This is a genomic window from Methylophaga muralis, assembly GCF_001720165.1.
Classification (GTDB): Bacteria; Pseudomonadota; Gammaproteobacteria; order Nitrosococcales; family Methylophagaceae; genus Methylophaga; species Methylophaga muralis.
The window spans coordinates 43144-63001 of sequence record NZ_MCRI01000008.1; the positions used below are offsets into that span (position 1 = coordinate 43144).

16 protein-coding genes are annotated in these 19858 nt (G+C 45.2%); 4 read left to right on the plus strand and 12 right to left on the minus strand.

The genetic code is table 11. The features are described 5' to 3' along the window. Window positions 1–7: 7 nt before the first annotated feature. Window positions 8–1759 carry a pyrroloquinoline quinone-dependent dehydrogenase gene (locus A9E74_RS05370; protein ID WP_084002949.1) on the minus strand — a complete coding sequence of 584 codons (1752 nt, stop codon included), beginning with the start codon at window positions 1757–1759 and terminating at the stop codon, window positions 8–10. A 176-nt stretch (window positions 1760–1935) separates the two neighbouring features. On the opposite strand from A9E74_RS05370, the gene A9E74_RS05375 reads away from it, so the two are divergent. Then, the gene (locus A9E74_RS05375; protein ID WP_069295622.1) at window positions 1936–2934 is read left to right on the plus strand and encodes a cytochrome-c peroxidase; all 999 of its coding nucleotides are present in this window, start codon (window positions 1936–1938) and stop codon (window positions 2932–2934) included. 53 nt (window positions 2935–2987) lie between these two features. Here the strand turns inward: A9E74_RS05375 and A9E74_RS05380 are convergent, their stop codons facing one another. Further along, on the minus strand, window positions 2988–3590 hold the full coding sequence (locus A9E74_RS05380) for a cysteine hydrolase family protein (protein ID WP_069295623.1): 603 nt from the start codon (window positions 3588–3590) through the stop codon (window positions 2988–2990). A gap of 69 nt (window positions 3591–3659) precedes the next feature. After that, a complete protein-coding gene (locus A9E74_RS05385; RefSeq protein WP_069295624.1) occupies window positions 3660–4658 on the minus strand; it encodes a catalase family peroxidase in 999 nt (332 codons plus the stop codon). A 211-nt stretch (window positions 4659–4869) separates the two neighbouring features. On the opposite strand from A9E74_RS05385, the gene A9E74_RS05390 reads away from it, so the two are divergent. Genes A9E74_RS05390 through A9E74_RS05400 form a run of 3 tightly spaced genes read left to right on the plus strand, consistent with a single transcriptional unit; the run spans window position 4870 to window position 8448 of the window. Continuing rightward, complete coding sequence (locus A9E74_RS05390; protein WP_069295625.1) at window positions 4870–5457, plus strand: TetR/AcrR family transcriptional regulator; 588 nt, start codon at window positions 4870–4872, stop codon at window positions 5455–5457. Between the two features lie 30 nt (window positions 5458–5487). Next, window positions 5488–6486 (plus strand): zinc-dependent alcohol dehydrogenase family protein, encoded by a 999-nt coding sequence (locus A9E74_RS05395; RefSeq protein WP_069295626.1) that lies wholly within the window; start codon window positions 5488–5490, stop codon window positions 6484–6486. A gap of 27 nt (window positions 6487–6513) precedes the next feature. Then, window positions 6514–8448 (plus strand): PQQ-dependent sugar dehydrogenase, encoded by a 1935-nt coding sequence (locus A9E74_RS05400; protein WP_069295627.1) that lies wholly within the window; start codon window positions 6514–6516, stop codon window positions 8446–8448. Window positions 8449–8550: 102 nt separating this feature from the next. Here A9E74_RS05400 and A9E74_RS05405 read toward each other — a convergent pair whose 3' ends face one another. The 9 genes from A9E74_RS05405 to A9E74_RS05445 all read right to left on the minus strand — a co-directional run bounded on the left by A9E74_RS05405 (window position 8551) and on the right by A9E74_RS05445 (window position 19855). Beyond that, window positions 8551–10263 carry a bifunctional protein-serine/threonine kinase/phosphatase gene (locus A9E74_RS05405; RefSeq protein WP_084002951.1) on the minus strand — a complete coding sequence of 571 codons (1713 nt, stop codon included), beginning with the start codon at window positions 10261–10263 and terminating at the stop codon, window positions 8551–8553. Window positions 10264–10279: 16 nt separating this feature from the next. Then, window positions 10280–11746, minus strand: a complete 1467-nt coding sequence (locus A9E74_RS05410) for a NarK family nitrate/nitrite MFS transporter (protein WP_069295629.1) — start codon at window positions 11744–11746, stop codon at window positions 10280–10282. Between the two features lie 165 nt (window positions 11747–11911). Further along, complete coding sequence (locus A9E74_RS05415) at window positions 11912–13411, minus strand: diguanylate cyclase domain-containing protein (RefSeq protein WP_069295630.1); 1500 nt, start codon at window positions 13409–13411, stop codon at window positions 11912–11914. A gap of 49 nt (window positions 13412–13460) precedes the next feature. Continuing rightward, window positions 13461–14738, minus strand: a complete 1278-nt coding sequence (locus A9E74_RS05420; RefSeq protein ID WP_245652062.1) for an EAL domain-containing protein — start codon at window positions 14736–14738, stop codon at window positions 13461–13463. Between the two features lie 132 nt (window positions 14739–14870). Continuing rightward, entirely contained in the window at window positions 14871–15662 is a 792-nt protein-coding gene (locus tag A9E74_RS05425) for an ABC transporter ATP-binding protein (protein WP_069295631.1), read from the minus strand. 12 nt (window positions 15663–15674) lie between these two features. Further along, window positions 15675–16697, minus strand: a complete 1023-nt coding sequence (locus tag A9E74_RS05430) for an ABC transporter permease (RefSeq protein ID WP_069295632.1) — start codon at window positions 16695–16697, stop codon at window positions 15675–15677. A 38-nt stretch (window positions 16698–16735) separates the two neighbouring features. After that, the gene (locus A9E74_RS05435; RefSeq protein ID WP_069295633.1) at window positions 16736–18127 is read right to left on the minus strand and encodes a CmpA/NrtA family ABC transporter substrate-binding protein; all 1392 of its coding nucleotides are present in this window, start codon (window positions 18125–18127) and stop codon (window positions 16736–16738) included. Window positions 18128–18387: 260 nt separating this feature from the next. Continuing rightward, a complete protein-coding gene (locus tag A9E74_RS05440; protein ID WP_069295634.1) occupies window positions 18388–19005 on the minus strand; it encodes an ANTAR domain-containing response regulator in 618 nt (205 codons plus the stop codon). After that, complete coding sequence (locus A9E74_RS05445) at window positions 18989–19855, minus strand: nitrate- and nitrite sensing domain-containing protein (RefSeq protein ID WP_069295635.1); 867 nt, start codon at window positions 19853–19855, stop codon at window positions 18989–18991. Before A9E74_RS05445 ends, A9E74_RS05440 begins: the two co-directional genes overlap by 17 nt. Window positions 19856–19858: the final 3 nt, after the last annotated feature.

The window sequence follows — 19858 nt, forward strand, 5'->3', positions numbered from 1 at the left end:
CCAACTTCTAAGGTAACCGCCAGACTTTAATTTTCTGCCCGGTTTTAAAACCAAACAAGCGATTGCCGCCCACTGCTACTGCGATATATTGTTTGCCATCAATTCGATAAGTTATGGGCGGCGCATTAACACCAGCATCAGTTTTACCACTCCAGCGTTTTTCGCCAGAGTCGGCATCAAAAGCCATCAACTCGCCACTGCCCTCTCCAGTAAACACCAATCCACTGGCGGTACTTAACACGCCCCCGATCAACGGGTTTTCAGTTTTCACTTGCCAGACAATCTTGCCACTATCCAAATCAATTGCCGTCAACAATCCGTGTTTTTCAGGCGTATTTATAGGCGACATCGAAGAATAGCGCACAGCGTCTTTACCCTCACTCGCGGCCTGTTGATGTAATTTATACTCCACCGGCCAATGGATGCCAGGAATAAACACCAAGCGACGCCGAGCATCTACTGATACCGGAGACCAATTGGCTCCTCCCATAACACCGGGGTAAATGATCGTGCCCTCAGCGCTTGGCAGCGAGAACATATTTTTTTGTGGAACGAATGCTTCACTTTTATACAAAAAATTGCCATTACGCCGATCATGCACATAAAACCAGCCGGTTTTACCTGCCTGACCGATTGCTGGAACCGGCTGACCTCTGATCGTTATATCAAATAATACTGGCGGACTGGCAACATCATATCCCCACAGATCGTGTGGCACTTGTTGATAATGCCAGCGATAATCACCGCTACTGGCATCAAGTGCCAGTAAAGAACTGCTGTAAAGATTATCGCCAGGACGTGAGGAGCCTTCCATTTGAGGTGAGGGGTTACCAGTGCCGAAATGCAATATGCCAGTATAGGGATCAATAACCGGCGTACTCCAGGCAGAAGCACCGCCATAGCGCCAGGCATCGGCATTTTCTTGCAATGCGGCTTTTTCATTAGTGATATTACGAGGTAATTCAACCCCATCAGCCGTTTTGGTAACGAAGTTGCCCTCCCAGTTTTCTGACTTGATTGTGTCAAACTGCCACTTCTGTTCACCAGTGTGAATATCGTAGCCCGCCATAAACCCGCGACGTCCATATTTTCCGGCAATACCGACAACGGTTCCCAGAGGCGAGTCAGAATCGACTGCATCCAAATGCAATCCATAACCTACACCCGTGATGCCAATGATGACCGTATCCTGATAAATCATCGGCGCCATATTAATACCGGCACCAGAAGTGCCAGACACACTTCCAAGCTCGGTATCTTCAAGCTTGCTGGCATCTTCACTGATGCCGGTGTTCTCACCAATAACACGATGGTCCCAACGTTTTTTGCCGGTTTTGGCATCCAATGCAATCAGTCGGGCATCAATAGTGCCGGTAAAAACCATGCCATTGGACACAGCCACACCACGATTGGCCGAACCACAGCAAATCGGATAATCCTTGTCCAAATCATGCTGATAACGCCATAACTGTTTGCCCGTCGCGGCATCCAAGGCAATGACGTCATTAAACGGCAAAGAAACATACATCACGCCATCCTGTACCACTGGCGTAGCTTGAAAAGTGTCATTAACACCGGTATCAAACTCCCAGGCTTCGATCAGACCGGTCACATTACTTTTATTGATTTGTGTCAGTTTGCTGTGTCGCTGGTGCAAGTTATCACCACCATAAACGGGCCAGTCGTTTTCTGCTGCTGAAAGTGGCAGCGATATCACTGTCAACAAGCCGCTTAACCAGATGAAGTCTTTTACTCGCATTGTTTTCTCTCTCTAATTATTATTTAGTCATGATAACAATTAATCCCCGCTGGATAGCGCTTATCATGCTGATTGGATCTATTGATCCAGATCAATTACCTGCTTGTTAACCCTACTGCAAATAATTACTCCGCTTACACTCAAATTAACGACAACTGAATAAATTGAGGTGGGCAATGAATAAAACACTCTTATTGGGTCTGGTTACCCTTATGAATGTTTCACCTGTCATGGCTAATCGCCTGGCAAATGAACCGATTAAGCCTATTCAGCCTTTTATTATCACCGAACCGGATAAAGTTGAACTCGGGAAAAAACTCTTTTTCGATCCCCGGCTATCTCGTTCCGGTTTTATCTCCTGTAACTCTTGCCATAATCTGAGTATGGGCGGTAGTGACAATCTGCCGACATCGATAGGTCATAACTGGCAACAAGGCCCTATCAATTCGCCCACCGTGTTGAATTCCAGCATGAATCTGGCGCAATTCTGGGATGGTCGTGCCGCCGATTTGCAGGAACAGGCTGCAGGTCCAATTGCCAATCCAATGGAAATGGCTTTCAGCCACTCTTTAGCCATCGATGTTCTACGTTCGATTCCTCAATATGTTGCTGAGTTCAATAAAATTTATGGCAGCGATGACATTACACTGGATCAAGTCACCAACGCCATTGCTGTGTTTGAAGAAACATTGGTTACGCCGAATTCACGTTTTGATTTATGGCTTAACGGTAATGACAACGCTTTAACCGATACGGAAATTGCCGGTTATCAAAAGTTCAAACAAATCGGTTGTGTAGCCTGTCATAACGGCGAAGCAGTTGGTGGTAGCTCGTTTCAAAGAATGGGTATTATGGAGCCCTACCAAACAGATAACCCTGCCGAAGGGCGTATTGCCGTGACCGGTAAAGATGCCGACCGCTTTTCCTTTAAAGTACCGACCTTACGTAATGTTGAATTGACCTATCCGTATTTCCATGACGGTGCGTATTGGAAACTGGAAGATGCCGTGGATGTAATGGCCAGATTGCAATTGGGCCAGCAACTTGAAGAGCAGGACATCAAAAATATCACTGCATTTTTGAAAACGCTGACTGGTGACCAACCGCAATTTGCTATACCGCAACTACCACCATCAACGCCTAATACGCCAATTCCTGTTCCCTTCGAAAACTAATCGTGTCAAAAAAAAGCCCGGAGATGAAAATCATCACCGGGCTTTTTTATGGGCTAGTCAGGTAAATCTGCCACACGATCGACTACTGCAGCATATAAATCTCTGGTCGAAGCAATGGCCGCATCCTGAACCTGTTCTGCCGGGACCAGTTTGCCATGAGCAGCTTCAAGCGAACGAGTCGCTGTAGCACTGGCGACCACAGTCGGTTTATATCCCAAATTAAATCCGCCATGTGCTGTGGAGTTCACACACATATGCGTCATAAATCCCGCTAACACGATGTTCTCAATTTTCAGCGATTTCAGTCGTTCGTCCAGCTCTGTTTGAATAAATGAATTGGGAAAGTTTTTAGTGATTACATACTCCCCATCCTGCGGCGCTACTTCACTGGAGATTTGGCCGATATCTGAGGTTAAATCATACGGTGAGCCAGGGCCACCATCATGCTGAATATGAAAGATAGGAATATTGGCAGCCCTTGCCCGTTTGAGTAAGGCTTTCGCTTCAACAATCGCTTCTTCTACGCCACTGAGCTGCATAACGCCTCTGCGATAGGTATTTTGACAATCAATCAAAATCAAAGCCGAATCACTCAAATTAGCTGGTTGGTGACCGAGACCGACAATCTCTCTTAATGTTTGTGATGCTTGTGCCATAACAATCCTCATTGAATGTTCATACTAGGTAGTAATGTGCTGTTTTATTGAACTAGATTTTGATCTGAATTAATCCATACGATGTTGAAAACTGACCGCATAAGCCCCCGGTCTAGCTAATAGAATCGGATCCGCTGAAGGCTCTATTCCTTCTGGTAAAGCCAGTGGATTAAACATAGTGGCTTTTTCATACTCTGCAGCATCTGCTTTCGCCGCATAAAGAACAATCCTACCTAACTCAACTATTTGACGATCCTCTGGCCAAATAATGGTCGCATCATTCACCTCATCACCTGGCTCTGCAACTTGTACGGCTAAACGAAATTCCGCTGGTTGCTGCGGTAATCTTTCACGAATTTCATTCATCAAATAGTTTTCATTTTGTATTTCCGCATCGGCTTTTTCCAATGTTTTAACACCGTCTAAAGGAGTCACAATATAACGACCATAAACCGATTCACCATCTGCATTAGTGAATTTAAACGCATTAATACCGTGATATGACAAATTGGCAAAACTGGCTGGAAATGGTTTCGGGTATTCGACAAAGTGTTTGGCTTTAGGGTTGTCAGCTAAAAATTGTTGGATAGGTTTGGTTTCAGCTTCTGACGTGGCAGAGTCTCTGACTGCTGTGAGCATTTCTAAAAACGCTTCTGGAGTTGCCACCGGAAAACGCGGTACCGAACTCAATACCATATCGGTATATTCCTCGTCGCCCAGATCAATACGCATCGCCATGCCTTTAGCCAATCCTCTGGGATCGTTGTCCGCTATGTCGGGAAACCCGGTTGCATTGGAAAAACGTACTACTATCGGAGAGGACTGCTGTTGCAAATGAGCAGCAGAAGTAATTTGTCGTGCTGAATCAGCAGGATGAAACTCGCCGGTTAGCACCACCCCTTTTGTATGATTAGAACGCAATCCCTCTCTTGGCCCTTTGAATAAATCATGTTGCACATCAACAATCTTTTCAACCGTCGATTTTTCTCTTTCTTCAGCTAAAACCGGATTTATGCTGAAACCTAACAACAATGCCAGTGGCAAATACTTCAATGTTTTAGTAGCCATTAATGCTCTCCTTTTTATGAATTCACAGTCTGCTCTGGACATGAAAATTTATATTAAACCTTTATGAGCCTTCTGCATGAACTAAGTTCATGCTGATTTAAACACTGCAGCAAAAATTCAGCTGTATTGATTTGGGGTATTTGGCCAAGATTTGCATTTACTAGACGACTGGTCTATTGTTGTAACAAATTTACTAGACGACCGGTCTAATATGACAAAAAATGAAACCAGACAATTATTGATTCAAGTAGGCACCGAGGTGATTGGCAGTCATGGGTTCAATCCCACAGGATTAAATACCGTGCTGAAAACCGCTGATGTACCTAAGGGATCTTTTTATTATTACTTTGCGAGTAAAGAAGATTTTGGCTTGGCCATCATTGATGAATTCGCTATTGATTATGCCGATAAGATTGCATTTTTCTTGACCAATGAAAGTAGCAGCCCATTACAACGGATTCGTGACTATCTTGAGAACGGACTTGCCACCATCCGTGACAATCAATGTAAACGTGGTTGTTTAATAGGTACATTGGGTCAAGAGCTATCCAGCCAGAATGAAACCTTTAGAGTCCGATTGGATCAGGTTTTTGAGGGTTGGAAACAGCAATTCAGCCATTGCCTGCAACACGCTATTGAATGCGGCGAATTACCAACAACTACTGATACCGAACAGCTTGCTGAGTTTCTGTTATCGGGATGGCAAGGTGCCATTTTGCGAGCAAAAATGCATTCCAGTATCACCCCCATTCAGGCCTTTATCGATATTGTTTTTGAAAACGTATTGATCTCTCGCTAAATCTTATTTTCAAATTTCCGGAGGTGCTTTATGAGCAAAGTCGCTCGTTTCCATCAAACAGGTGGACCAGAAGTAATTCAATTGGACGACATGGAGTTGGCTGCGCCCAAAGCAGATGAAGTTCTTATCAGCATCAATACCATTGGTCTTAATCGTGCCGAAGTTATGTTCCGCAGCGGACACTATCTCGAAACACCAGAACTCCCTGCCCGTTTGGGTTATGAGGCATCGGGCATCATTGAACAGCTTGGTTCCAATGTCAGCCAGTTCAACATCGGCGACAAAGTAAATGTCATCCCAGCATTTTCAATGAACCAATACGGCACCTATGCTGAAAAAGCCGTTCTGCCGGTTCATGCCATTGTTAAACAACCCGCTAATGTTTCTGATATCGAAGCCGCAGCAATCTGGATGCAATATCTCACAGCATGGGGAGCTTTGATTGACATTGGCCAGCTATCCGTCGGACAAACTCTGTTGATTCCTGCTGCATCGAGCAGCGTTGGTCTTGCCGCGATTCAGATCGCCAATCAGGTTGGCGCTATCCCAGTTGCCATTACCCGAACCTCAGCTAAAAAAGCCCTGTTAGAACAATATGGTGCAAAACATGTCATTGTTAGTGAAACCGACAAAATAGCCAAACAAGTTCAACTTATAACCAATGGAAAAGGCGCAGATATGGTATTTGATCCCGTCGCCGGACCAGCCATAAATGAATTAGCAGATGCTTGCGGCCGCTTTGCACAATTGTTTATCTATGGTGTACTGGATACAGAAGCTACGCCTTTCCCGTTATTCGCCGCGTTAAGCAAAGGTCTGACAGTTCGTGGTTATACGCTGTTTGAAATCACTCAAGATTCTCAGCGCCTGCAACACGGCATCGAATTTATTAATAACGGTCTGGCATCAGGCCACCTGAAACCAGTCATCGCTAAAACCTTTACGCTGGATAACATTGTTGCTGCTCATCAGTATATGGAATCCAATCAACAAATCGGCAAAATCGTTGTTACCACGAATAACGCCTAATCGTTTATCTCAATGGAGAACGCCACTATGAAGTTCACTCTCAAGACTCTCAATACTTTAACGCTCGCCTCGTTAGGCTTAATCAGCACCGCCAGTTTTGCCGGTGCAGCCGATGTCGAAAAAAACCTGCATAAACTCAATGTGCCTGATGGCTTTAAAGTTGAAGTTTATGCTGAAGTACCGGGTGCACGCCAAATGGCTCTCGGACAATCCACCGGCACCGTATTTGTTGGCACGCGTGGCTCTAAAGTCTATGCTGTAGTTGATCGCAATAAAGATCGCAAAGCCGACGAAGTGGTCACCATTCTGGATGATCTAAAAGTTGGCAACGGCGTCGCCATGTATCAGGGCAATTTATATGTGGCAGAGCAGAACCGCATTGCACGTTATGCCGCCCCCGGCTTTGATCTGACTTTGCCTTTCAAAGAAATGCGCGAAGTGATTTATGAAGATCTGCCAGACAAAGCCCATCATGGCTGGCGCTATATTGATTTCGGACCAGATGGCAAACTCTATGTCACTGTCGGTGCGCCTTGTAATATCTGCGATGTCGAAGGCATGGAAGCAACCATTATCCGGATGAACCCGGATGGCAGCGAAGCAGAAATTTATGCCGAAGGCATTCGTAACTCTGTCGGCATGGACTTCCAACCTGAAACCGGCGTGTTGTATTTCACCGATAACGGTGGCGATATGCTGGGTGATGATATTCCACCTGAAGAGTTAAATGCTGCACCTGAAAAAGGCCTGCATTTTGGTTTTCCGTATTACGTCGGTGGTGATACCCAGCATGATGACTGGAAAGACAAAACGCCACCCAAAGACGTTACGTTTCCGGTTGCAGAATTTCAGGCACACACTGCTGGGCTAGGAATGAAGTTTTATACAGGCAATATGTTCCCGGAAGACTTTAAAGGTGATGTGATTATTGCTCAGCACGGTTCATGGAACCGCACAGAACCGGTTGGCTATCAGTTAATGCGGGTGACGTTTGACGACAATAATCAGGTCAGCGGCCAGGAAACCTTTATTGACGGCTGGTTACAAGATGGCGAAGCCTGGGGTCGTCCGACCGACGTATTGCAATTGCCCGATGGTTCAGTGCTAGTTTCAGATGATTTTAATGGCGTGATTTACCGGGTTAGTTATGGTGAAGAAGCTGCTACAAGCAAAACTGCAACGCATTCAACCAAAACAATTGAAGGTCTGGTAATGCCAGAATCGGCTATCGCTCATCCGGATGGTCGTGTTTTTGTCACCGAAATCGGCGAGTTTGGTAAACAAGGTGATGGCAAAGTCACTATTGTAAACACTGATGGCAGCACTGAAACGCTGGTCGATGGCCTTAATGATCCCAAAGGCATCGATATGTTTAACAACATATTGTATGTCGCCGATGTTGATCAACTGGTCAAAATCAGTCTCGATGGTCAGCACGAAGTGATCGTTGAAGCTGATGGATTCCCCGGCAAACCGGTGTTCCTCAATGACGTTGAAATCGACGGTCATGGCAATATCTATGTATCCGACAGTGGTGATGATGACGGCAAACATGCCGGTATTTATCTGATCAATACTGAAGGCAAAGTCAGCGAAATCATCAATGCTAAATCTGGCATTAAACGTCCTAATGGTCTGCTGATGGATGGTTATAACAAAATGCTGGTAGCAGACTTTGGCACCGGTGATTTGTTTCAGCTGGATATTGCTGCTGCCAAAGCCACCAAAGTGAACAGTGGATTCGGTGGTGCAGATGGTCTGGTCCGGGATACCGATGGGTTTCTCTATATCAGTGATTGGGCAAATGGCAAGGTTTGGCAATTAAATGAGCCCAAAGCTACACCACAACTTATCACCGACGAATATGAATCTGCAGCTGATATCGCCTTATCAGCAGATGGCAAACATATTCTGATGCCCGATATGAAAGCCGGAAAACTGTATTTCCTGCCGATTAAGTAAATTTAATCAAAGCAATCAAAAAGCCGGGATGATTCCCGGCTTTTTTGTATCTCGGCTGTTAAAGGTTGGTCAGCTTGAATTCCAGCTTTAAGGCTGATTTGATTAGCCCACTAAAAGATAAAGCAATATCAGATTAAACAGCACACTTAAAATAGTGAGTGTTTGCCAGAACCGAAGCGGATGACGTTCAATCAATGGAACATATTCATCTTGTAAAAATGCCGGGTTGGGTTTTGTCAGGTCTGTTTGCAGCTCGGATAAAACTTCATAACGGCGCTGCGGATTAAGCTGAACGGATTTTTGAATGGCTTTATCCACCCATACCGGGATATCTGCTTGCAATTGGGTTAATGATTGATAATTCAGTCGACTTAAGTGTTGTCGATTGATGGCTTTTTCAAAATGTTTTCCATAAGGCAATTGGCCACTGAGCAGGTTATAAATAATTGAACCTAAGGCAAACTGATCGGCTTGCACCCCCGCCTGTTCCCCCAATAGATATTCTGGCGCGGTATATTCTCTGGTGCCGAGTAATGTTTTGCGTTCTATCGGCGAGACGACATCAGCAATACCGGCGATGCGGGTAGAACCAAAATCAATAATTTTCACCACGCCTTCATCACTGAGCATGATATTGCCGGGTTTGAGATCCTGATGCAGCATATCCAGCCGATGAAAGGCTCTTAATCCTGAGATAAGTTGTGGCACTATCTGCCGGACTTCATTCAGACTTAATGGTCCTTCATCATCCAGTTTCTGTTGCAAGGTTTTACCTGCCACATACTCCATCACATAATAAAGAAACCGCCGTGGACGCTGCTGCTCAACAATACGAACCACATGGGCATTATCAATTCGTCGACCAATCCACTCTTCCAGCTGGAAACGTTCCAGATACGCCGGATCATCTTCAAAATTCACTGATGGGGTTTTTAACACCACTTTCTGTTTAGTTTCGGTATCAATCGCCAGATACAACTGACTGGTGGAACTGGCATGTAGCTCACGTAATACCCGATAACCATCAAGGATCACGCCTTCATAGAGTTCCGGAGGAAACGGTAACGCCGTCAGCCGTGCATAAACTTCATCCACTTTAGGCTCTGCCAGCTCATCTATAGAAAACAGTTGGCAGCTGACATTGTCATGGCTGCCATTCTGCAATGCCAATTCGCATAATGCTTTGGCAGATTGCTCAAGATCTTGCTGCTGAGTTAACTGTTGTTTGATGACGCTATCGGCAACAAACTCGTAAACACCGTCGGTCATCAATATAAAAACATCGCCCCGCTCAACGCTGAGGTTTTTGTAATCAATTTCCAGAGCGTAATCAACTCCTAGCGCCCGACCCAGATACTCTTTTCCTTCATCGAGTTTAATACGGTGATCTTGAGTCAGTTGCTCCAGCGAATTATTGCGAAACAGATAGATACGGGCATCGCCAACATGAAACAGATGGGCAGTAACTGATTTGATAATGACTGCCGAAAAGGTAGTAGCAAAGCCCCGCGACATTTCTCGAAACTGATGACTTTGCCCACACAGCCAGACATTAATCGCTGTTAGAACTTTGCCACCGGATTGTTTAACCGACCAAGTATCTGGCGTACTGAAATAATCCGCTGTAAACCCTTTGATAGCGGCATGACTGGCTTCGCGAGCCTGCTCGCTGCTGCTGATACCATCAGCAATCGCGCAGATGGCACCTTTACTCTCCAGCAGCAAGCTATTCTCCGGGGCATAAAAACCAATCGCATCCTGATTTTCGGCTTTTACACCCGCATGAGAATATTGTCCGCAACGGACTTTCAGCATGGTCCTTATCCCGTTATCAATGCACGTCGATCATTTGCACGGTACCATCCGGCAACACTTCTGCCATCTGGCCGCGAGGCTCATCCATAAACTGCACAATAACCAAGGTCACTAACGCTGTTGCAGCAATCACCCAGAAAAACAATTGAGCCGACACGACTGAAAGTACCGTCAAAAACAACAAGGCTCCGACATTACCATAAGCACCCGCCATTCCGGCAATTTGTCCGGTCAAACGACGTTGCACTAATGGTACGACTGCAAACACAGCACCCTCACCTGCCTGCACAAAAAACGAACAGCACATGGTTGCCAATACGGCTAACACAATAAACCATTCTGGGGTGATCAATCCCATAACAAAATAGCCAACCGCCAGACCCGCCAGACAAATGGTCAACGTCAGTTTACGGCCCAATTTATCACTGAAATAACCACCCGTTGGTCGTGACACCAGATTCATAAAGGCAAATCCTGATGCCAGTAAACCGGCCTGCACTACAGTGATATTGAATGTTTCACTGAAAAACAATGGCAACATTGACACCACCGCCAGCTCAGAACCAAAAGTCGCCAGATAGGCCATATTCAGTACCGCGACCTGCTTGAATTTGTAACGATGAATCTCTGGAACCGGTGTATGGAAGATGGATTTGTTGACCTGATAGATATGATAAAGCTGATACAAAAACAATAAGACCAATCCACCATAAATCATCATCGTTACCGACTCGGAAAGCAAGGAGACCCCATTAGGCGATAGTTTCCATGCCAGCAATCCCAAGGCACCATACATCGGAATGGTCATCAGGATTAACAATAAAAAATCACCTTTACTGGTCACTTCCATCGCCCCGGATTTTTTCGGTTTGAAATAAGTAGAGCCTTTAGGTGTATCGGAAACGCTGTTGTAGTAAATAAACGCATAAACCAAAGCAATAAAGCCGGTTAGAGCCACTGCATAACGCCAGCCTTCATCACCACCAAACATTAATGCAATAGTTGGCAGACTCATCGCTGCCGCAGCTGAACCGAAATTACCCCAGCCACCGTAAATACCTTCTGCCAGACCAACTTGTTTGGCCGGAAACCATTCTGAAATCATCCGAATGCCGATAACAAACCCTGCCCCAACAAAACCCAGTAAAAACCGTGCTAATGCCATTTGTTCGAAACTGTCTGCGATTGCAAAAAAGAAACACAACATACTGGATATGCCCAGCAGCATTGAGTACATGATTTTAGGACCGTATTTGTCCACCAACATGCCGACTACAATTCGGGCTGGAATGGTCAATGCGACATTGAGAATCAGAAGGGTTTTTATTTGCTGGTCGGTCAGGCCAAGGGTTTCTTTGATAGAAACCAATAAGGGTGCGTGGTTAAACCAGACCACAAAACTGATAAAAAAGGCCATCCAGCTGAGATGTAAGATGCGGCTGTTACCGCTGAAGGATAAAAATTTTAAATTAGATGCAGACATGGAGTTCTCGCTTCAGAACATTTGACCAACATTGGTCAACGGCTTAAGCGGGAACTGTGCCAACTTATAAGTTATTGATTTAACTATTGTTGACCACTTTAAACAAGTATCTAATGCACTTATTTAAATCAAATTAGTGCTTAGCGCACCATGGCTGTGCATGGTTCAGGCGACAAATGCCACAGCATTTTTTCCGGATTGTTTCACTCGATACATCGCTTCATCGGCCGCTTTCAATAAAGCATCAATATCTTCACCATCATCTGGATAACGAGCTATACCAATGCTGGCACCCACCTGGCATGGGCAATTATCAATCAGTATTTTCTCAGATAAAGCGGCGATGATTTTATCGCCAACGTGCTGTAAGTGCTGGTTATGGGACACATCACTGAGAAGTACCACAAACTCATCACCACCAATACGAAATACCGTATCAGACGCTCGCAGCCGTTGGCTGATTCGATTTGCCACTTCAATTAGCAACGCATCACCGACATGATGCCCGAACATATCATTCACTGATTTAAAGTCATCCAGATCAATAAACATCATGGCCAACGAGCTGCTTTTACGTTGGGCCTGCAAAATAGCCTGCTCTGCCAACAAACTAAATTGTGCCCGATTAGGCAGGCCAGTCAAACTGTCCTTATGCGCCATTTCAGTCAGCGCCAGTTCCAACTGTTTACGCTCAGTGATATCACGGATATCCGCACTGAGTTCGATGGTGCGACCATCTTCACTGCGATTAAGCTGCAGCAGCATTTCGGCATCAATCAATTCATTATCAGCCCTGACCAACTGCACTTCACAGCGGTTATAAGGCAATGGACGAAATTTCTTGGCGAGTAGCAGTAAATGTGAAATACGCGAAGCCGATTCCTGACTAAACAATCGATGATAAGGCTGGCCCAGATAATACATTTCGTCGTGTTGAAGCAGTAATTTAACCGACGCACTCATAAAAGTAATACGACTGGTAGCCGAGTTGATACCGATAACAATATCCGAGCTTTTTTCCATCAATTTGCTGAAATACTGCTCACGTCGAATCAAACGATTGATGGCCATACCAAATGACAACAGGATCAAAATAACGATAATTGTCTGCAACCCTCGCAACAGATAGGTCTGCCGTTTGGCCGACGCTTCGAGTTGATTGGTCAACTTATTCATTAAATAAAGCAGTTGCAGGTTATCTGCCACCATGGCGTCTACCAGCACATTTAACGCGGAGTCGCTTAGCTGCATCTGTTGAATCGAGCTATACAATGGCTCCCACAGCTCGATTGATTGCATCAATGTTCTTTGAATCACGGTTTCTTTGAGCTGTTTGACCTGAATCAGCTGGTCGTCCGCACTGAGTGTTTCACCACCCAAACTCATGGCTTTTAAGGTTTGATCAAACAATGACATAGCGTCCATCACTTCATGATAAGCCGCTTGTGTATCCATGCCTTGTTGATGCTGATAATGCATCAGCAGCAAAGATTTGGTCATTTTCTGTGACAGCATGCGTTGCCGGCCGGCAATATTGATATTGATAGATGAGGCTTCTAACTGGGCTGAAATACCGTAATTCATTGCCAGTAAAGTGATATCAAATATCACCACTAAACTGAGCGGCAACAAAAAATGCCGGTACTTTTTAACAACCTCGAACATGCTCCCCCTTGTCATGATCTTGCTCACTTATGGTGTGGGTGTTGGTGTATTAATCGTCCTGCCAATCCAGATCACAACAAAACACATACAACTTGTTATGCACCACTACCGTCTGGGAGACGGTAATGCACATTCTTGAGTCAGCGACTGAAAGATAAGGACGACTAACCTGCATTTCGCCGGGGTGTTCGATGGCACGAAAGTGATAGTGTTTATGCGACCAATTGGCGTTATCGCCGGATAGCAGCGGGGTAAATCGTGTGTCCATTTTTTGCTGATAATGCGGTGAATAAACATTACGCGCCATCTGAAAGCCGACTTCATCCAGCAGATAACAACGCACAGCGCGTTTTTCTATAAACAAAATATTGGTGCTGGTATCAAATGCATTGGTAATGGAGAACTCACTGACAGCTTGACGAAACAGCGATTCGATTTTTTTGAAATCCTGATTCATCTGGTGACTGTTTTTAAAACGCTGGCGTTGTTGAATTTTCAGCAGATGGTCAATGACTTCGGCGAATTTCAGGTTTTGGGTAATACGTGGTTGCGGTTTGGCAAAATAGAATCCCTGAACCATATCGGCATTTGCAGCAATGGCAACCAGAGCTTCACGCTCTGTTTCCACACCTTCAATAATGACCAGACTGCCCGCTTCATGGATCAATGACACGACCCCAGTCAAGATACGTTCGACCCGACTGGATGTGCCTGCTCCACGAATCATACTGCGATCAATTTTGACGATATCCGGTTCCAGTTCCCAAATACGATCAAAATTCGAGTGCCCTGCACCAAAATCATCAATGGCAATCAAACACCCTAAATCCCGAAAGTGGCGAATCAAATTACGGAGGTAGTGCCGGTCATCAATTTCACTTTCCAGAATTTCAATCACTACTCTATGTGGTGAAATACCGGTTTGTTCAAACAAGTTATTCATAAAGCCGGCATCAGGTCGTTCGGACACCAGACATTGTGAATTCAGATTTAAAAATAACCAGGCTTCACCATTTGGCTGGCGGGCAAAATTATGCATATGCAGACGGCGACACAAACGGTCCAAAGACAGGTTTTCAACACCAGTCTGTGGGATAGCCAGCAATTCCAAAGGTGAGTGCGAATGTTTTTGTGTATCAACGGCTCGAATCAACCCCTCATAGCCCACAGGTCGGCGATGCGAGATGCTGAAAATAGGCTGGAAATGACTACTTAATGTTAAATGATGATAATCAGCCGTGACATACAGACTGGTTTGATCAGCATCCTGCAATTGCTGCATAGGCATACCTTTAAATTCCGGTTGTGATACAACTGTGTTCAACATAAATGACTTCTAATATTATCGGTCAATGCACCAAGAAGTTTTGTTAAATATCAAACCCGCCCAACTAATGAGCAGGTTTGATTCACATTTGCATCCATGCCTAAGCGTTAATAAGGTTTATTGTTTAACGCATCAGGCAGCTTTCCTGGCATGCCTTTGATGTAAAAATTTAATCACTTCCGAGCGATAGTGGTTGTAATCTGGGTTATCAGCTAATGCCAGACGTTGTCTTGGTCTGGGCAGATCAACCTGCAGAATTTCGCCAATAGTCGCTGCCGGTCCGTTAGTCATCATCACAATCTTGTCTGACAGTAAAACCGCCTCATCCACATCATGGGTAATCATGATAACGGTATTGTTGAGATCAGCCTGAATTTCCATCAGAGAATCCTGCAAATGTGCCCGAGTTAATGCATCTAATGCACCAAATGGTTCATCCATTAACAATACTTTTGGCTCCATTGCCAATGCTCGTGCAATACCAATACGTTGCTTCATACCACCGGAAATCTCGGCCGGCAGTTTATCCTTGGCATGCGTCATATGCACTAACTCAAGGTTATGTAATGTCCAATCCCGAATTTGCTGACGATTACGCGTCTTGCCAAATACTGATTTCACCGCCAATTCGACATTTTGATAGCAAGTGAGCCACGGAAACAAGGCATGATTCTGGAAAACGATAGCCCGATCTGGTCCCGGTTCATTAACTTCTTTACCCTGCAGAATAACGCCACCCTCGGTAGCCTGATAAAGCCCGCCAACAATATTCATTACCGTGGATTTACCGCAACCGGAATGGCCGATGATACTGACAAACTCTCCCTTATTGATTTGGATATTCACCTTATCCAAAGCACGAAACGGGCCATTTGCCGTAGGGAAATCAATGCTGACATGATCGATATTTAAATAACTTTCCATTTTCATATTCTCCTATCGAATATTGGCGTTTTTGTCGTATGAGAAAAATTTCTGCAGAGTGAGCATAATGCGATCCAACACAAAACCAATCAGACCAATTGCCAGCACCGCTACCATAATGCGACTAAGTGAATTTGAACTGCCATTTTGAAACTCATCCCAGACAAATTTTCCGAGACCTGGATTTTGTGCCAGCATTTCTGCCGCTATCAGCACCATCCAGCCAATGCCAAGGGAAATTCTCAAGCCGGTAAAGATCATCGGAATAGAGGAAGGAATCACAATTTTCCAAACCGTGGTGAAATAGCTCAGCCGTAATACCTTGCCGACATTGAGCAAATCACGATCGATCGATGACACACCAACCGCCGTATTAATCAAGGTCGGCCATAATGAGCACAGCATCACCGTAATGGCAGAGGTGATAAATGATTTAGAAAACATCGGATCAGCCGAGACATACACTGCACTGACCACCATGGTGACAATCGGCAACCAGGCCAGCGGTGATACCGGTTTAAAAATCTGAATCAACGGATTGATTGCGTTATACAGATTTTGGCTCAGACCACTGACAATACCAATCGGGATCGCTATCAAACTGGCTAACAGAAAGCCGACAAACACAGTAAATAGACTGGTCCAGATCTGATCGACAAAAGTCGCCCTGCCGGTATAGTCCCGAACCCGAATTTCAGCATCCGGATTTTTGGCCAATGCTGCTGCATTTCGCTCTGCCTGACGCTGGTAAAACTCATCGGCACGTTGACGTTCTGCCTGATGCTCAGCATTAAGCACCTTGACCTGTTCCCAGACCTGAACCGGCCCTGGTAATTGCCCAAGGCTAGTATCGACCTTCGCTGCGCCTAAATGCCAGAACATCAAAAAGGCCAGAATGGCCAGCAACGGTAAGCCAATCATTTTAGTAAGTTGTTGAAACTGGAATCCGGCCGGTTCCCCACTGGCGATTTTCGCCAGTGGTACGAACCAGTTCAGCCCCGTCAATTCAAGAAAATATATAGCTTTATCTTTCATATGAATTCATCTTCGTCCGTTTTATGAAAACCAGGCGGTTAATCCACCTGCTCCTCGCCTTTCAGGCCAATGGCAAATTTTTCCAGGTAAGCATTTGGTGCTGTACCGTCGTACTCAATGCCGTCGATAAACTCATTTTGAGGAGCTTTAAATCCGGTTTCAGTCGAAAAATCCGGAAAATCAGTTGCACTTAATTTGCCTTCTTCAATCAACTCCATCGCCGCGATTTGATAAATATCTGGACGATAAACCTTCTTAGCCATTTCGGTGTACCAGCTATCAGGCTTGGCTTCAGGAATTTGTCCCCAACGGCGCATCTGTGTCAGATACCAGATAGCGTCACTGTAAAAAGGATAGGTTGCGTGATGACGGAAAAACACGTTGAAATCAGGGGTATCACGTTTGTCACCTTTCTCGTATTCAAATGTACCGGTCATACTGTTGGCGATGACATCGTAATCAGCCCCGACATAATAACTTTGTGAGAGGATCTTCACGGCTTCTGGACGGTTGGCATTGTTCTCGGCATCCAGCCAATGTGCTGCACGAATCAAGGCTTTAACTAAAGCGATGTGCGTGTTGGGGTGCTTATCAGCCCATTGTTGACTGACTCCAAAGACTTTTTCCGGATTGTTTTTCCAGATGTCGTAATTAGCAATGACCGGAACACCAATTCCCATAAAAACGGCTTGTTGGTTCCACGGTTCACCAACGCAATAACCATCAATTGTGCCGGCTTCCATGGTCGATGGCATTTGAGGTGGTGGCGTTACGGAAAGCATGGCTTCTGCATGAAGCTGACCACTGCTATCACCTTTGTGGGGAGCATAATAGCCAGGGTGAATACCACCAGCAGCCAGCCAATAACGTAACTCGTAGTTATGGGTAGAAACCGGGAACACCATACCCATATTGAAAGATTTGCCTTGTTGCTTAAACGAATCAATTACAGGCTTGAGTGATTCAGCACTTATCGGATGCTGAGGTTTACCATCTTCACGTGTTGGAATATGAGGTTTCATCTGTTCCCAAACGCGGTTGGAAACCGTGATGGCATTGCCGTTGAGATCCATACTGAAAGCAGTAATGATATCGGCCTGCGTGCCGTAACCAATGGTGGCACCCAGTGGTTGACCAGCCAACATATGTGCACCATCAAGTGCACCGTTAATCACACCATCCAACAGTACTTTCCAGTTGGCCTGTGCTTCCAGTGTGACGTACAACCCTTCATCTTCAAAAAACCCTTTCTCCTTGGCAATCGCTAACGGTGCCATATCGGTAAGCTTAATAAAGCCCAGACGAAGATCTTCTTTTTCCAGTTCTCCCGGTGCCGCGGTTAATGATGTTGAAAAGCTGATAACAGAGAGTATGCCGATGGCAGATAGCCAACGACGCAAAGGATGTGAATTTACTTTTGGTAAAGACATGGTTAACTCCAACAGTTAGGACAGAAAACGGCTACGTTGCCCAATACCGGGGAAATGATTTCCGCACACGGTTTCAATCCTGCGTTGGATTGGAGTCCAATCTGCAGTTAATATGCCAATTACATACCTATTTAAAATTATATATCTTTCAAACACTTAAAAATTATCACGCTCACACCATGACGTTAAATTGCGTCGATTTGGGGCTGATTCAAACGGTCGGCACTTTGTTGGTGCAGTAACCGACCGTTTGCTAATCATCAAGGATGAGAATGTGTTTCCAGCAAATTGGCCGTAGCAAGTACCTGTTTTGCCAACATCGCCAGGCGCATGTTCTGGTTCATCGCAGTCGTGCGTAACAGACGATAAGCTTCGTCCTCACTGCATTGACGTTGTTGCATCAACACGCCCTTGGCACGATCAATAATCTTGCGTTCGGCCAGTTTGGTTTCCAGTGATTGCACTTGTTCACGCATCGTTTGTTGTTGTAGAAAACGGTTGCGTGCTGTGCTGAGTAATGGCAACACCCGATGTGGTTGCAAACCATCAACCACGTACGCACTGACTCCAAGCTGAATCGCTTGTTTTTCGACCTGTGCGTCATAGGCGTCGGTAAATATAACCACCGGCATCGGTTGTTGCCTGAGCAACATGTCGATAAGTGCCATCATGTCACTATCGCAGTTTCGCACTGCGAGAATAAACATGCCGGTAAATTCGAGTTGCTTCATAGCAAGTTTGGGAAGAGAAGCCGACTGATTGGTCACCTCGAACATGGTGCCGCTCAGTTGTTCGACTAATTGCTGTGCAATATCAGAACGATCGCACACCAATGTGGAATTAAAACTTTGTGTCATGATGTCAGTTGAGTTTCGCATGATTATCCGCAGCATAGTTAATGATAAGAGAAAACACGTTAAGTACCGTATCAATGGCACGGGTGGCCGTTTTAAAATACTCATCTGCTGATAAGGTAATTGCCCCTTCAATCAGCACTTGTTGATCAATGGTCTGTAACAATAAATCGGTGTCACGTTCAATTCGGTCATTCTGACCTGCCAAAATCGCAATCAATTCTTTATTACGAATTCCGGCAGTTTCTCTGAGCAGCTCAGCAATTCGGCTGTTAGCTGTTAAACGTTGAAAAGACAACATCATGGTTTCAGCACCACCACCATGACCACGAGCGCATAGCGTTGACCCAACAGCACGCATTTGACCAAGAATTTCGGCCGCTCTGAGTGTGTCAAGGCAGAGTTCGGATAAGCGGGTAATGTTATCCAGCATGAAGTGATGCAGATTGTATAAACGGCTGAGGTCGTCAAACAGCGATAATTGACCTTCAATCATTGCGTTGTGTTGACGAATTACCTGATGAGATGTGAGCTTGCGTTGCTGAACCTGTTTTTTCAGTCGTGGCCAATGATCTACAAATGACAACCATTGCGGTAGTTTTTGCATATCAGTATTTTCACTGGCAGCGATGAATCGGTCGATTTCCTGTTGCAGGAAAGTTAATTTTCCGGTGAGAGATGCGTTACCAGCACAAACGGCACTGCTGGTACCACGATGTTGCTGACTAAGATCGATTAGCTCCTTAAGGCGAATCAGTTGTGAAATGGCATGTTTGATTCGCCGCTTATCACGTAAACTCACCGTCCATTGTTTGGTAGCGGCGAAACACGCCGCTACCGTAAATGCACCTGCTATGGTGGGGTTGACTATCATAGC